The organism is Streptomyces sp. NPDC050549 (assembly GCF_040655035.1).
Taxonomy (GTDB): domain Bacteria; phylum Actinomycetota; class Actinomycetes; order Streptomycetales; family Streptomycetaceae; genus Streptomyces.
In genome coordinates, this window is record NZ_JBFAJD010000065.1 from 18,571 (window position 1) to 32,714 (window position 14,144).

A 14,144-nucleotide genomic window follows, 5' to 3' on the forward strand; every position below is an offset into this window, starting at 1 on the left:
CAGGCCCGCGCTGTTCGTGCGCCCGGCCCGCACCAGAAGACCCCCTCTATAGCGGAACCACGCTTGTTTCCCGCCATTTCAGCCCCCGAAACACACTTTCCGGTGTGACTTACACGACGATGGACCGGCCCGACCTGACCTTCGTGGTCATGGGGGCGTAGCCTTAATTCCCGCTGTCCATCACCTTGTGAAGCGGAAGAGGGCGGTTGCCGCCGTGTCGTCACAGTCCCCCAGTAACTCGACCATCTCGACCGAGTCCGACCAAGCCGCGGGTAAGAATCCCGCGGCGGCGTTCGGCCCCAACGAGTGGCTCGTCGACGAGATCTATCAGCAGTACCTCCAGGATCCGAACTCGGTTGACCGAGCCTGGTGGGACTTCTTCGCCGACTACAAGCCGGGCGCGGCTGCCGCCCCGACCTCGACTTCGGCGGGTACTGCGGCCACGGGGGCCGCAGGGACCACCACTCCCCCGGCCGCACCCGTAGCCCCGGCCCCGGCCGCTCCTGTCGCACCCGCGGCTCCGGCGGTCCCCGCGCCGGCGCCCGCAGCCGCCGCTCCGGCGCCGGCTCCCGCGGCCGCGCCGGCGAAGGCCCCTGCTCCGGCCGCGGCCCCTGCCGCCCAGCCGAAGAAGGCCGAGCCGGCGACCGAGGCCCCCGCGGGCCCCGAGTACGTGACGCTGCGCGGCCCCGCCGCCGCGGTCGCGAAGAACATGAACGCCTCGATCGAGGTGCCCACGGCCACGTCCGTGCGCGCGGTCCCGGTCAAGCTGCTCTTCGACAACCGCATCGTCATCAACAACCACCTGAAGCGCGCCCGGGGCGGGAAGATCTCCTTCACCCACCTCATCGGCTACGCGATGGTGCAGGCCATCAAGGCCATGCCGTCGATGAACCACTCCTTCCAGGAGAAGGACGGCAAGCCGACCCTGGTCAAGCCGGAGCACGTCAACTTCGGTCTCGCCATCGACCTGGTGAAGCCCAACGGCGACCGCCAGCTCGTCGTCGCCGGCATCAAGAAGGCCGAGACGCTGAACTTCTTCGAGTTCTGGCAGGCCTACGAGGACATCGTCCGCCGCGCCCGCGACGGCAAGCTGACGATGGACGACTTCACCGGCGTCACCGTCTCGCTGACCAACCCCGGCGGCCTCGGCACCGTCCACTCGGTGCCGCGTCTGATGCCCGGTCAGTCGGTCATCATGGGCGTCGGCTCCATGGACTACCCCGCGGAGTTCCAGGGCACGTCCCAGGACACCCTGAACAAGCTCGGCATCTCGAAGGTCATGACGCTCACGTCGACCTACGACCACCGGGTCATCCAGGGCGCCGCCTCCGGCGAGTTCCTGCGGATCGTCGCGAACCTCCTGCTCGGCGAGAGCGGCTTCTACGACGAGATCTTCGAGGCGCTGCGCATCCCGTACGAGCCGGTCCGCTGGCTCAAGGACATCGACGCCTCGCACGACGACGACGTCACGAAGGCCGCCCGCGTCTTCGAGCTGATCCACTCCTACCGGGTCCGCGGTCACGTCATGGCCGACACCGACCCGCTGGAGTACCGCCAGCGCAAGCACCCCGACCTGGACATCACCGAGCACGGCCTCACCCTGTGGGACCTGGAGCGGGAGTTCGCGGTCGGCGGCTTCGCCGGCAAGTCCCTGATGAAGCTGCGCGACATCCTCGGCGTGCTGCGCGACTCGTACTGCCGCACCACCGGCATCGAGTTCATGCACATCCAGGACCCGAAGCAGCGCAAGTGGATCCAGGACCGCATCGAGCGCTCGCACTCCAAGCCGGAGCGCGAGGAGCAGCTGCGCATCCTGCGCCGCCTGAACGCGGCGGAGGCCTTCGAGACCTTCCTGCAGACGAAGTACGTCGGCCAGAAGCGCTTCTCGCTCGAAGGCGGCGAGTCGGTCATCCCGCTGCTGGACGCGGTCATCGACAGCGCGGCCGAGTCGCGCCTCGACGAGGTCGTCATCGGCATGGCCCACCGAGGCCGCCTGAACGTTCTCGCGAACATCGTGGGCAAGTCGTACGCCCAGATCTTCCGCGAGTTCGAGGGCAACCTCGACCCGAAGTCGATGCACGGCTCCGGCGACGTGAAGTACCACCTGGGCGCCCAGGGCACCTTCACCGGCCTGGACGGCGAGCAGATCAAGGTCACGCTCGCGGCGAACCCGTCCCACCTGGAGACGGTCGACCCGATCATCGAGGGCATCGTCCGCGCCCGCCAGGACATCATCAACAAGGGCGGCACGGACTTCACGGTCCTGCCCCTCGCCCTGCACGGTGACGCGGCCTTCGCGGGCCAGGGCGTGGTGGCGGAGACGCTCAACATGTCGCAGCTCCGCGGCTACCGCACCGGCGGCACGATCCACATCGTCATCAACAACCAGGTCGGCTTCACGGCCGCCCCGGAGTCGTCCCGCTCGTCGATGTACGCGACGGACGTGGCGAGGATGATCGAGGCCCCGATCTTCCACGTGAACGGCGACGACCCGGAGGCCGTGGTCCGCGTGGCCCGCCTGGCCTTCGAGTTCCGTCAGGCGTTCAACAAGGACGTGGTGATCGACCTCATCTGCTACCGCCGCCGCGGTCACAACGAGTCGGACAACCCGGCCTTCACCCAGCCCCTGATGTACGACCTGATCGACAAGAAGCGCTCGGTGCGCAAGCTGTACACCGAGTCCCTCATCGGTCGCGGCGACATCACCCTTGAGGAGGCCGAGCAAGCCCTCCAGGACTACCAGGGCCAGCTGGAGAAGGTCTTCACCGAGGTCCGCGAGGCGACTGCCCAGCCGGGCGTGGCCCCGATGTCGGACCCGCAGGCCGAGTTCCCGGTCGCGGTCGGCACGGCGATCTCCACGGAGGTCGTCAAGCGCATCGCCGAGTCCCAGGTCAACATCCCGGACAACTTCCACGTCCACCCGCGCCTGCTGCCCCAGCTGCAGCGCCGGGCGACGATGGTCGAGGACGGCACGATCGACTGGGGCATGGGCGAGACGCTCGCGATCGGCTCGCTGCTCCTGGAGGGCACGCCGGTCAGGTTGTCCGGCCAGGACTCCCGCCGCGGCACCTTCGGCCAGCGCCACGCGGTCCTCATCGACCGCCAGACGGGCGAGGACTACACCCCGCTCCAGTACCTCGCCGAGGACCAGGCGCGCTACAACGTCTACGACTCCCTGCTCTCCGAGTACGCGGTCATGGGCTTCGAGTACGGCTACTCGCTCGCCCGTCCCGACGCGCTGGTGATGTGGGAGGCGCAGTTCGGCGACTTCGTCAACGGCGCGCAGAGCGTGGTCGACGAGTACATCTCGGCGGCGGAACAGAAGTGGGGCCAGACGTCAGGCGTCACCCTGCTCCTCCCCCACGGCTACGAGGGCCAGGGCCCGGACCACTCCTCGGCCCGCGTCGAGCGCTTCCTCCAGCTGTGCGCGCAGAACAACATGACGGTCGCGATGCCGACCCTCCCGTCGAACTACTTCCACCTCCTGCGGTGGCAGGTGCACAACCCGCACCACAAGCCGCTGGTGGTCTTCACCCCGAAGTCGATGCTGCGCCTCAAGGCCGCCGCGTCGAAGACGGAGGAGTTCACGACGGGTCAGTTCCGCCCGGTCATCGGCGACGAGACGGTGACGGACCCCGCCGCCGTCCGCAAGGTCGTCTTCGTCACGGGCAAGCTGTACTACGACCTGGAGGCCGAGCGCGCCAAGCGCGGCACCACGGACGTGGCGATCATCCGCGTCGAGCGCCTGTACCCGCTGCCGGGTGCCGAGCTCCAGGCGGAGGTCAACAAGTACCCGAACGTCGAGAAGTACCTGTGGGCCCAGGAGGAGCCGGCCAACCAGGGCGCCTGGCCGTTCATCGCCCTGAACCTGATCGACCACCTGGACCTCGCGGTCGGCGCGGACGTTCCTCACGGGGAGCGGCTGCGGCGGATCTCGCGCCCGCACAGCTCGTCCCCGGCCGTCGGTTCCGCAAAGCGGCACCAGGCGGAGCAGGAGCAGTTGGTGCGTGAGGTCTTCGAGGCGTAACCGCCCCGAACCCCCGTCGTACGCGGCCGGGCCGCACCCCCACTCCGGGGGTGCGGCCCGGCCGTTTGCGCGCACTTATCCTTGACCCATGTACTTCACGGACCGTGGCATCGAAGAACTGGAGAAGCGGCGCGGCGAGGAAGAGGTCACCTTCGAGTGGCTCGCCGAGCAGCTGAGGACGTTCGTCGATCTGAACCCGGACTTCGAGGTCCCGGTGGAGCGCCTGGCGACCTGGCTGGCACGGCTGGACGACGAGGACGACGACGAGTAGCAGTAGTTCCTACGGCGGCCCGGCCCCGCCTCCCCTGTCAGTCGCGCGGGCGGGCCAGCTCGTAGGCGATGCCCAGCGCCCCCTGGGCCAGGAGCAGTGCCCCCGCCACGATCCAGCCCGCGCTACGGCGTCGTAGGCCCATAGCCGTGAGCGGGAGGCCCGCCGTCAGTTGGGCCAGGGTCAGGGCGCGTACCGCGGGGGTGCCGGACCAGGGGAGCCAGGGGCCCAGGGGGCCGTTGTCGACCGCTTCCAGTTCCGCAGGGCCACTCCCGCGCGCGTGAGGACCGCCAGGAGGCCGCGCAGACGGGCGCGGGCGTCGGCCTCGGGGTCCAGTTTCGTCAGGTGGTCGAGGGACTGCAGATCCAGTACGGGGTCCAGGGACAGGCGGGCGGCGAAGGTGCGCATCGCCTCGTCCTCGCCGGCGGGAGTGCCGTCGGCGAGCCAGACGTAGCCGACGGGACGCCGGAAGCCCGAGGCCAGGGTGTATCCGGCGCGGTCGGCGTCCCACCACAGGGCGAGTACGGGCCAGGGGGCGCCTACGGCGAGCGCGGCGGCCCAGCCGGTGAGGACGCGGTCGACCGGTTCGTCGCCGTCCAGCCAGGGCCTGCCCTCGGGGACGAGCACGCTCCAGTCCTCGCCCGCGCCGGTCAGCAGCATGCGCTCGCGAAGCAGATGTGCCGCCGGAGCGACGGAATCCGCCTCCGCCCGGCAGAGCAGCAGCGCGCCCGGGCCGGCACCGGCCCGGCGTCCGACCTGGGACTTCTCCGTGGACATGGTCACACGCTAGGGCAATACGCCCCTTTCCGCCGGTCGTTGGACGGTCGGGGTCGATCGACGATCACCGAAACGAGTGTCTTGACTTTCCGCATCCGCGATATATCGTGTTTCTCGGGAGACGCGATATGGCGCGTCATGTCCGGTCTCGTCTGCGTCCGGTCCCGTCTGTGTCCGATCCCGTCCCGTGCGGTTCGACCGAGGAGGTCTGCATCATGTCCGAGTGGTCCGTCGCAGAGCCCAAGAAACTCGCGTTCGACGAGCCCGTGAGCGATCTCCACGTGCGCATCGTCAACGGAACGGTGAACGTCGTAGGGACGGACGAGAGTTCCGCCCGTATCGAGATCTCCGAGATCGACGGGCCGCCGCTTGTGGTGACCCAGGAGAACGGCACGCTGACGGTGGCGTACGAGGACCTGCCCTGGAAGGGCTTCCTCAAGTGGCTCGACCGCAAGGGCTGGCGGCGCAGTGCGGTGGTCTCCCTGGCGGTTCCGGCCAGCACCCGGGTCGAGGTCGGGGTGGTCGGCGCGGCGGCCGTCGTCTCCGGGATCAGCGGGCCTGCGGTGGTGCGGGGGGTCACGGGTGACACGACCCTCGTCAGCCTCTCCGGATCCGTCCGCGCCGAGACGGTCTCGGGGAACCTGGAGGCCCAGGCCGTCACCGGCGACCTCCGCTTCAACTCCGTCTCCGGCGACCTCACCGTCGTCGAGGGCTCGGGGCCCTCCGTGCGCGCCGAGTCCGTGAGCGGATCGATGATCGTGGACCTGGACCCGGACGGCCCGACCGACGTCCGGCTGACCAATGTCTCGGGCGAGATCGCCATCCGGCTGCCGCATCCCGCGGACGCGGACGTCGAGGCCAACACGGCGAGCGGTTCGATCTCCAACGCCTTCGACGGACTGCGGGTGCACGGCCAGTGGGGCGCCCACAAGATCACCGGACGCCTGGGCGCGGGCACCGGAAAGCTGCGCGCCACTACCGTCTCCGGCTCGATCGCCCTGCTGCGCCGGCCGGCGGCGGAGGACGAGGAAGACACCGTCCAGGACAGCGGCCGGGGAAGCGGTCGGGGCGTTGAGGACGACGTGACCGATGCCCCCGCGAACGGGGTTCAGGGCGACTCGGGGGACAATTCCGTTTCCGGCCCGGACGATGCTTCCGGCAACGCCTCGGCCGACGGTACGACCGACAAGAAGGTGCTCTGACATGCCTCCCGTCTTCGCCCACGGCCGCCTCCGCCTCTACCTGCTGAAGCTGCTGGACGAGGCCCCCCGACACGGCTACGAGGTGATCCGCCTCCTGGAGGAGCGCTTCCAGGGGCTGTACGCGCCGTCGGCGGGCACGGTCTACCCGCGCCTGGCCAAGCTGGAGGCCGAGGGCCTGGTCACCCACACCACCGAGGGCGGCCGGAAGGTGTACGCCATCACGGACGCCGGACGCGCCGAACTGGCCGACCGCAGTGGCGAGTTGGCCGACCTGGAGCTGGAGATCCGCGAGTCCGTCGCCGAGTTGGCCGCCGAGATCCGGGCCGATGTCCGCGGCGCGGCGGGCGACCTGCGCCGCGAGATGCGCGCGGCGGCCTCCGAGGCCCGGCGGGGCACCGGCAGCGCGCGGGCTCGCAACGGCGAACACGAAGGGACCGCCGGGGACTTCACGGACTTCGGCGACAAGGAGTCGTGGCGCGCCGCCAAGGAGGAGATGCGCCGCGCCAAGCAGGAGTGGAAGGAGCAGGCCCGGCGCGCAAAGGACGAGAGCCGGCGAGCCCGCGAGGAGGCCCAGCAGGCCCGGCGCCAGGCCAAGGAGGCGCAGGCGCGGGCGTGGGCACAGGCCCAGGAGGAGATGCAGCGCATCGGCCGCCAGGTCCAGGAGCACGCCCAGGACCACTTCGCACGCGGCGACTGGCCCACGGGCGTACGGGAGAGCCTGACCGAACTGGCCAAGGAGTTCGGGGACTTCGGGAAGGAGTTCGGCAAGGACTTCGGGTTCGGGGGGCGGCCGAGTGCGGGCAAGTCGGCTTCGGCACCAGCACCGGGGGCGTCGGCACCGGAGTACAGCCAGACCCCGGACGACTTCCCCGCGGAGTACGAACCGGCCTGGGCCCACGAGGACTCCACCGGCGACCCGGCCCGCGATCTGGACCGGCTCCTCGACCGCTTCCGGGACGACATCCGTGACGCGGCCCGCGACCGGGGCGTCACCGAGGACCAGCTCCGTGACACCCGGCGCCACTTGTCCGTGGCGGCGGCGCACATCGGGGCGATACTGCGGGGCGGACGCAAGTCCTGAGCCGAGGCAGAGGCCCGCACACGGTGCGCCGCGACATCGAACCGAGGCGCACCGCCCCGCTCCTCAGCCCGCCTTCGCCTCTCCCCCGCCGTACAGAACCCGTGTCGCCGCCTCGTGGGTCACCCCGTGGTCGGCGAGCACCTCACCCGGCACACCGGGGAGGATGGTCAGGGCGAGGAGGAGGTGTTCGTCGCCGATGTGGCGGTCGTGGTGAGCCACGGCGATACGCAGGGACTTCTCCAGGACGTTCTTGGCACCCCGGCTGAAGGTACGACGGCCCGACCTCCACTCCCGGCCCTTGCGGTCGCCGGACATCGCCCCGACACCGTGCACCTCCTCGACCCGGGCGACGATCTCCGAGACGTCGATGCCGAGTCCGGCAAGGGCGTCGGCCTCGGACTGCGAGAGCCCGGCCCGTCGGCGCGCGTCGCCCAGAGCCCGCCGTAGGGACTCCTTGCGTTCTTCGGTGGCGAGGCCGAGGGCGGCCAGGGTGAAGGCGGCGCGGCTGCCCTCGCGGTCGAGGAGTGCCAGCAGCAGGTGTTCGGCCTCGACGGAACCGGAACCGGTCCCCGACCGCTCGCAGTGCTCCACCGCGCTCTGCACCACGGCGCGGGCGTCTTTCGTGAACCGTTCGAACATCACTGCCTCCCGTACTTCTTGTGGACGGCCTGCCTGCTGACTCCGAGTTCCGCGGCGATCTCCTGCCACGACCAGCCCTGATTGCGCGCGGCGCGCACCTGCACCGCCTCCAGTTGCTCCACGAGCTTGCGCAGCGCGGACACGGCACGGAGGCCGACCCGTGGGTCACGGTCACCCGCGCGCTCGGCGAGATCCGTTGCTTCGGTCATGATGTCAACCTACGTTGACACTCACCCATCTGTCAATCAAAGTTGACAGACGCCGACGGCCGGCCCGAGAAGAACCGGACCGGCCGTGAGCCAGACAGAAGAGACGAGCGGAAGGGGCGAGCAGAAGGGACGAGACGTCAGCCGTTCGTGAGCACGATCTTTCCGAACTGGCCGCCGGAGTCGAGCCGTTCGAAGCCCTCGCGGGCCCGGTCCAGTGGGAGTACCTCGTCGATGACCGGGCGGACACCCGTCGTGGCGCAGAAGGCGAGCAGGTCCTCCAGCTCGTCCTTGGTACCCATGGTCGAGCCGACGACCTTGAGTTCGAGGAAGAAGATGCGGGTCAGTTCGGCGTGCGAGGGGCGGTCGCCGCTCGTGGCGCCGGAGATGACGAGTGTGCCGCCCGGCTTCAGCGACTTGACCGAGTGGGACCAGGTGGCCGCGCCGACGGTCTCGATGACGGCGTCCACGCGCTGCGGCAGCCGAGCCCCCGGCTCCACCGCCTCCAGAGCACCCAGTTCCAGCGCCCGCTTCCGCTTGGCCTCGTCCCGGCTGGTCGCGAAGACCCGCAGCCCGGCCGCCTTCGCGAGCACGATCGCGGCCGTGGCCACACCGCCGCCCGCACCCTGCACGAGCACCGAGTCGCCGGGGCGTACGCCGGAGTTGGTGAAGAGCATGCGGTACGCCGTCAGCCAGGCCGTGGGCAGACAGGCGGCCTCCGCGAAGGACAGCTCCTTCGGCTTCGGCAGCACGTTCCATGTCGGTACGGCGACCTGCTCGGCGAAGGTGCCCTGGTAGTGCTCGGTGAGGATGGAACGGGGTTCCCTGGGGCCGACGCCGTGGCCGGTCTGGCCGATGACGGAGTGCAGGACGACCTCGTTGCCGTCCTCGTCGACGCCGGCGGCGTCACAGCCGAGGATCATCGGCAGCTTGTCCTCCGCGAGGCCCACGCCGCGCAGGGACCACAGGTCGTGGTGGTTGAGGGAAGCGGCCCTGACATCGATGGTGCTCCAGCCCGGCCGAGCCTCGGGGGCGGGACGCTCCCCCAACTCAAGGCCGGAGAGCGGCTGGTCGCGGTCGATTCGGGCGGCGTAGACGGCGAACATGACCTTGACCATAGGCTCCGCCGGTGGCGCGGGGAACTACCGGGCGGTGTGACACATGCCCTCTTGCCAAGAGGAGGGGGTGTTCAGGGGCCGTCCAGGAGGCTGGCGCTCCCAGCCCCCCGGCTTCGGCCCCGAACGGGCCTCGTCCTCAAACGCCGGGCGCGCCAAGATGTCCGGACCGGTGCCAGGAAGCCCGCCCGGCCCGCAGTCGCCGAACGACCCGAGCCACCGACGGGAAACGCCCACCCCTCAATCACCCGAACGGCCGGGCGGGTGGGCAAAAAAATGGCCCCGCCCGAACGGGCGGGGCCATTCGGACTACCGTCGGGCAACACCCTCCGCCCGCGCAGCCGCGGCCACAGCTGCCGTCACCGCAGGCGCGACCCGCTCGTCGAACGGCGAGGGGATCACGTAGTCCGCGGCAAGGTCGTCGCCGACGACCCCGGCCAGCGCCTCGGCCGCCGCGATCTTCATGCCCTCGGTGATCCGAGAGGCCCGCACCTGCAGCGCGCCCGCGAAGATGCCCGGGAACGCCAGCACGTTGTTGATCTGGTTCGGGAAGTCGGACCGGCCCGTGGCGACGACCGCCGCGTACTTGTGCGCCACATCGGGGTGCACCTCGGGATTCGGGTTGGCCATGGCGAAGACGAAGGAGTCCTTGGCCATCGAGGCAACGGCCGGCTCCGGCACCGTACCGCCGGAGACGCCGATGAAGACGTCCGCGCCTTCCAGCGCCGCCTCCAGCGTCCCGGAGAGCCCGGCCTTGTTGGTGAGCTCGGCCAGTTCGCGCTTGACCGGCGTGAGGTCGTCCCGGTCGCGCGAGACGACGCCCTTGCGGTCGGCGACGGCGACGTCACCGAGCCCGGCCTCCAGCAGGAACTTGGCGATGGCCACCCCGGCCGCGCCCGCGCCGGAGATGACGGCGCGCAGGTCGCCCAGCTCCCGCCCGGTCAGCTTCGCCGCGTTGCGGAGGGCCGCCAGCGTCACGATCGCCGTACCGTGCTGGTCGTCGTGGAAGACCGGAATGTCGAGCCGCTCCTGGAGCCTGCGCTCGATCTCGAAGCAGCGAGGCGCCGAGATGTCCTCCAGGTTGACGCCCCCGAAGGAGGGCGCGAGGCGCACCACGGTCTCGATGATCTCGTCGACGCCGGTGCAGTCCAGCGCGATCGGCACCGCGTCCACGCCGCCGAACTGCTTGAACAGGATCGCCTTGCCCTCCATGACGGGGAGGGAGGCCTCGGGGCCGATGTCGCCGAGTCCGAGCACCGCCGTACCGTCCGTCACGACGGCGACGACGGACGACTTCCAGGTGTAGTCGTGGACGAGTTCCGGCTGCTCCGCGATCGCGGTGCACACGCGCGCGACGCCGGGTGTGTACGCCAGGGACAGGTCGTCCTTGTCGCGGATCGGCACGGTGGCCTGCACGGCCATCTTGCCGCCGCGGTGCAGCGCGAACGCAGGATCGAAGGAATCGAGGGGCTCGGCCCCACCCTCCTGATCCGTACTGCTGTCGCTGCGAGGATTGACGATCTCCGCTGCCACTTTGTCTTACCCCTTAAGTCTTCATTGATTTTGAGGGTGGCCACTCCCTGGTGAGGGGTGGGCGGGCACCGCGCAGGGCCCAGAGAGTTGATGCGTACGAGCACCTGCGCGACGGGCGCGCCGCACACGCGCCCTGAGCCCCGGATGAGGGGTGTAAAGAACCTTCTTACCGGACGGACGGCACCGAGGACGAGTCCAATAGGCGCAAGGTCACATCTCGTCGGCCGAGGACGGAACGATGATCGATCACATCGTGAGACATGCCGAAGATCTTCCGGCCGGAAGGAGTGATTCCAGCAGATGGTCCGTGATCAGAGCGTCCCGATGTACCGACCTGATGCGTTTCGGGGGTCACCCGTTATCCGATTTTGACATAGGGAGTCCCCTGAATGGTTCAGTCCGAATGGCAAGATGCCCTAATCACACGAGGTCGCGACACCCGAAGGTGTGTGTTCTCGTCGACCCGTCGGCACCGCCGCCCATCCGCCGGAGGAATCCATCATGACCGCACGCTTCACCCGTCGTACGACCGCCCCGCACACCCGGCTGGCAGCGGTCGGTGCGATCGCGGTCGCCGGCTCCCTGCTGCTCGCCGGCTGCGGTGACCAGACCAAGAAGGACAACAACTCCAGCAGCGCGTCCACCAGCTCGGCTCCGCTGGCGTCCAAGCTTCCCGCGGCGATCCGCGACAAGGGAGTCGTCAGGGTCGGTTCGGACATCGCGTACGCCCCGGTGGAGTTCAAGGACTCCTCCGGCAAGGTCGTCGGCCTCGACCCGGACCTCGCGGCCGCCATGGGCAAGCAGCTCGGCGTGAAGTTCGAGTTCGAGAACGGCACGTTCGACGCGCTGCTCACCGGTCTGCGCTCCAACCGCTACGACATCGCCATGTCCGCGATGACGGACAACAAGAACCGTCAGAACGGTGTCGACCCCGACACGGGCAAGAAGGTCGGCGAGGGCGTCGACTTCGTCGACTACCTGACCGCCGGTGTCTCGATCTACACGCGCAAGGGCGACACCGGGGGCATCACCTCGTGGGCCGACCTGTGCGGCAAGAAGCTCGCGGTCGAGCGCGGCACGGTCTCGGAGGACCTCGCCAAGACCGAGACGAAGAAGTGCACGGGCGGCAAGAAGATCACCATCGAGCCCTTCGACGACGACCAGCAGGCCCAGACGCGGCTGCGCTCCGGCGGCGCGGACGCGGCCTCCTCCGACTTCCCGGTCGCCGCCTACGCGGTGAAGACCTCGGGCGGCGGCAAGGACTTCCAGCTGGTCGGCGACCAGGTCGAGGCGGCGCCGTACGGTATCGCCGTCGCCAAGAGCAACACCCAGCTGCGGGACGCGCTGCAGGCCGCGATGGACGCGGTGATCAAGAGCGGTGAGTACCAGAAGATCCTGACGAAGTGGGGCGCCGAGGACGGCGCCGTCAAGTCGTCCGTGATCAACGGCGGCAAGTGACCGCGTGTACGAGCGGCTGCTGAAGGGCAACCCCCGTGACTACTGACATCGAGAAGACGACAGGGCCGGAGGACACTCCTCCGGCCGGCCCGAAGCCCGTCAAGGCCATTCCGGTCCGGCACTACGGGCGGTACGTCTCCGCCGTCATCGCGATCGGCATCCTGGTCGCGATCGTCTACGCGTTCGGCCAGGGCAAGATCAACTGGCATGCCGTACCGGACTACTTCTTCGACCACCGGATCATGACCGGTGTCTACAAGACCCTCCTCCTGACGGTCCTGTCGATGGTGATCGGCATCGTCGGCGGCATCGGCCTCGCGGTGATGCGTCTGTCGAAGAACCCGGTGACCTCGTCGATCGCCTGGTTCTACATCTGGTTCTTCCGCGGCACCCCGGTCCTGGTACAGCTGTTCCTCTGGTTCAACCTGGGCCTGGTCTTCGAGTACGTCAACCTCGGTCCGATCTACAAGAACTACTGGTCTGACTTCATGACGCCGCTGCTGACGGCGCTGCTCGGCCTGGGCCTCAACGAGGCCGCGTACATGGCGGAGATCTGCCGCGCCGGTCTGCTCGCCGTGGACGAGGGCCAGACCGAGGCCTCGCACGCGCTCGGCATGAGCCACGCCAAGACGCTGCGCCGGATCGTGATCCCGCAGGCGATGCGGGTGATCGTGCCTCCCACGGGCAACGAAGTGATCAACATGCTGAAGACGACCTCGCTCGTGGCGGCCGTCCAGTATCCGGAGCTCTTCCGCTACGCCCAGGACATCGGCCAGAACTCCGGTGCCCCGGTGGAGATGTACTTCCTCGCCGCCGCCTGGTACCTGATCATGACGTCCGTCCTGAGCGTCGGGCAGTACTACGTCGAGCGGTACTACGCCCGCGGTTCCAGCCGCGCGCTGCCGCCGACACCGCTCCAGAAGATCCGGGCGAACGTGCTGTCCATCGGCCGTCCGAAGGGAGCAGCGGCATGACCGACAAGCTCACCAAGACCGACTCCGCCACGACCGACCCGTCGGTCCCGATGGTCAAGTCCGAGGGCGTCCACAAGTCGTTCGGTCCGGTCGAGGTCCTCAAGGGCATCGACCTGGAGGTGAAGTCCGGCGAGGTGTTCTGCCTCATCGGCCCCTCCGGCTCCGGCAAGTCGACCTTCCTGCGGTGCATCAACCACCTTGAGAAGATCAACGCCGGCCGGCTGTACGTCGACGGCGAACTGGTCGGCTACCGCCAGCAGGGCGACAAGCTCTACGAGTTGCGCGATCGTGAAGTGGCGGTGAAACGGCGGGACATCGGCATGGTCTTCCAGCGCTTCAACCTGTTCCCGCACATGACGGCCACGGAGAACATCACCGAGGCGCCGGTACAGGTCAGAGGCGTCAACAAGGCTCAGGCCAAGGAGCGCGCGATGCAGCTCCTGGAGCGGGTGGGGCTCGCCGACAAGGCCCAGAGCTACCCCTCGCAGCTCTCCGGCGGCCAGCAGCAACGGGTCGCCATCGCCCGGGCGTTGGCGATGGACCCGAAGCTGATGCTCTTCGACGAGCCGACGTCGGCCCTCGACCCGGAGCTGGTCGGTGACGTCCTCGACGTCATGCGCGACCTCGCCGAGTCCGGCATGACAATGATCGTCGTCACCCACGAGATGGGCTTCGCGCGCGAGGTCGGTGACAGCCTCGTCTTCATGGACGGCGGTGTGGTGGTCGAATCCGGCCACCCGCGCGACGTCCTGACGAACCCTCAGCACGAGCGGACGCAGGGGTTCCTGTCCAAGGTGCTCTGAACCGTCCCCAGCGGCGGGTTGGGGCCCCCCCCCGCCCGGGGGGGGGGGGACGGCCGGGGGT

Annotated in this window: 11 protein-coding genes and 1 pseudogene; 7 read left to right on the plus strand and 5 right to left on the minus strand. The window is 69.2% G+C overall.

All coding sequences use genetic code 11. The features are described from left to right. Nucleotides 1-214 precede the first annotated feature (214 nt). Both AB0I51_RS45410 and AB0I51_RS45415 read left to right on the plus strand, forming a co-directional pair. On the plus strand, nt 215-4,027 hold the full coding sequence (locus tag AB0I51_RS45410) for a multifunctional oxoglutarate decarboxylase/oxoglutarate dehydrogenase thiamine pyrophosphate-binding subunit/dihydrolipoyllysine-residue succinyltransferase subunit (protein ID WP_362984899.1): 3,813 nt from the start codon (nt 215-217) through the stop codon (nt 4,025-4,027). A gap of 88 nt (nt 4,028-4,115) precedes the next feature. Next, entirely contained in the window at nt 4,116-4,298 is a 183-nt protein-coding gene (locus tag AB0I51_RS45415) for a DUF6104 family protein (protein WP_019075209.1), read from the plus strand. A gap of 37 nt (nt 4,299-4,335) precedes the next feature. On the opposite strand, the pseudogene AB0I51_RS45420 reads toward AB0I51_RS45415, so the two are convergent. Continuing rightward, nucleotides 4,336-5,072 (minus strand): annotated as a pseudogene (locus AB0I51_RS45420) (hypothetical protein). 215 nt (nt 5,073-5,287) lie between these two features. On the opposite strand from AB0I51_RS45420, the gene AB0I51_RS45425 reads away from it, so the two are divergent. After that, the gene (locus AB0I51_RS45425; protein WP_362984901.1) at nt 5,288-6,274 is read left to right on the plus strand and encodes a hypothetical protein; all 987 of its coding nucleotides are present in this window, start codon (nt 5,288-5,290) and stop codon (nt 6,272-6,274) included. 1 nt (nt 6,275) lies between these two features. Then, nucleotides 6,276-7,355 carry a helix-turn-helix transcriptional regulator gene (locus AB0I51_RS45430; RefSeq protein WP_362984903.1) on the plus strand — a complete coding sequence of 360 codons (1,080 nt, stop codon included), beginning with the start codon at nt 6,276-6,278 and terminating at the stop codon, nt 7,353-7,355. Between the two features lie 63 nt (nt 7,356-7,418). On the opposite strand, the gene AB0I51_RS45435 is transcribed toward AB0I51_RS45430, so the two are convergent. The 4 genes from AB0I51_RS45435 to AB0I51_RS45450 form a co-directional block, all read right to left on the minus strand. Then, nucleotides 7,419-7,994, minus strand: a complete 576-nt coding sequence (locus AB0I51_RS45435) for a Clp protease N-terminal domain-containing protein (RefSeq protein ID WP_362984905.1) — start codon at nt 7,992-7,994, stop codon at nt 7,419-7,421. Continuing rightward, complete coding sequence (locus AB0I51_RS45440; protein WP_359602372.1) at nt 7,994-8,203, minus strand: helix-turn-helix domain-containing protein; 210 nt, start codon at nt 8,201-8,203, stop codon at nt 7,994-7,996. Before AB0I51_RS45440 ends, AB0I51_RS45435 begins: the two co-directional genes overlap by 1 nt. Before the next feature lie 137 nt (nt 8,204-8,340). Further along, the gene (locus AB0I51_RS45445; RefSeq protein WP_362984907.1) at nt 8,341-9,306 is read right to left on the minus strand and encodes a zinc-binding dehydrogenase; all 966 of its coding nucleotides are present in this window, start codon (nt 9,304-9,306) and stop codon (nt 8,341-8,343) included. 318 nt (nt 9,307-9,624) lie between these two features. Continuing rightward, nucleotides 9,625-10,848: an NADP-dependent malic enzyme gene (locus tag AB0I51_RS45450; RefSeq protein WP_362984909.1), complete on the minus strand. Its 1,224-nt coding sequence runs from the start codon at nt 10,846-10,848 to the stop codon at nt 9,625-9,627. A gap of 501 nt (nt 10,849-11,349) precedes the next feature. Here AB0I51_RS45450 and AB0I51_RS45455 point away from each other — a divergent pair. The 3 genes from AB0I51_RS45455 to AB0I51_RS45465 are packed head-to-tail and all read left to right on the plus strand — an operon-like array spanning nt 11,350 to nt 14,083. Beyond that, entirely contained in the window at nt 11,350-12,306 is a 957-nt protein-coding gene (locus AB0I51_RS45455) for an ABC transporter substrate-binding protein (RefSeq protein ID WP_362984911.1), read from the plus strand. 35 nt (nt 12,307-12,341) lie between these two features. Further along, nucleotides 12,342-13,280: an amino acid ABC transporter permease gene (locus AB0I51_RS45460; RefSeq protein WP_362984913.1), complete on the plus strand. Its 939-nt coding sequence runs from the start codon at nt 12,342-12,344 to the stop codon at nt 13,278-13,280. Further along, a complete protein-coding gene (locus AB0I51_RS45465; RefSeq protein WP_362984915.1) occupies nt 13,277-14,083 on the plus strand; it encodes an amino acid ABC transporter ATP-binding protein in 807 nt (268 codons plus the stop codon). The genes AB0I51_RS45460 and AB0I51_RS45465 overlap by 4 nt, the downstream gene beginning before the upstream one ends. Nucleotides 14,084-14,144 lie beyond the last annotated feature (61 nt).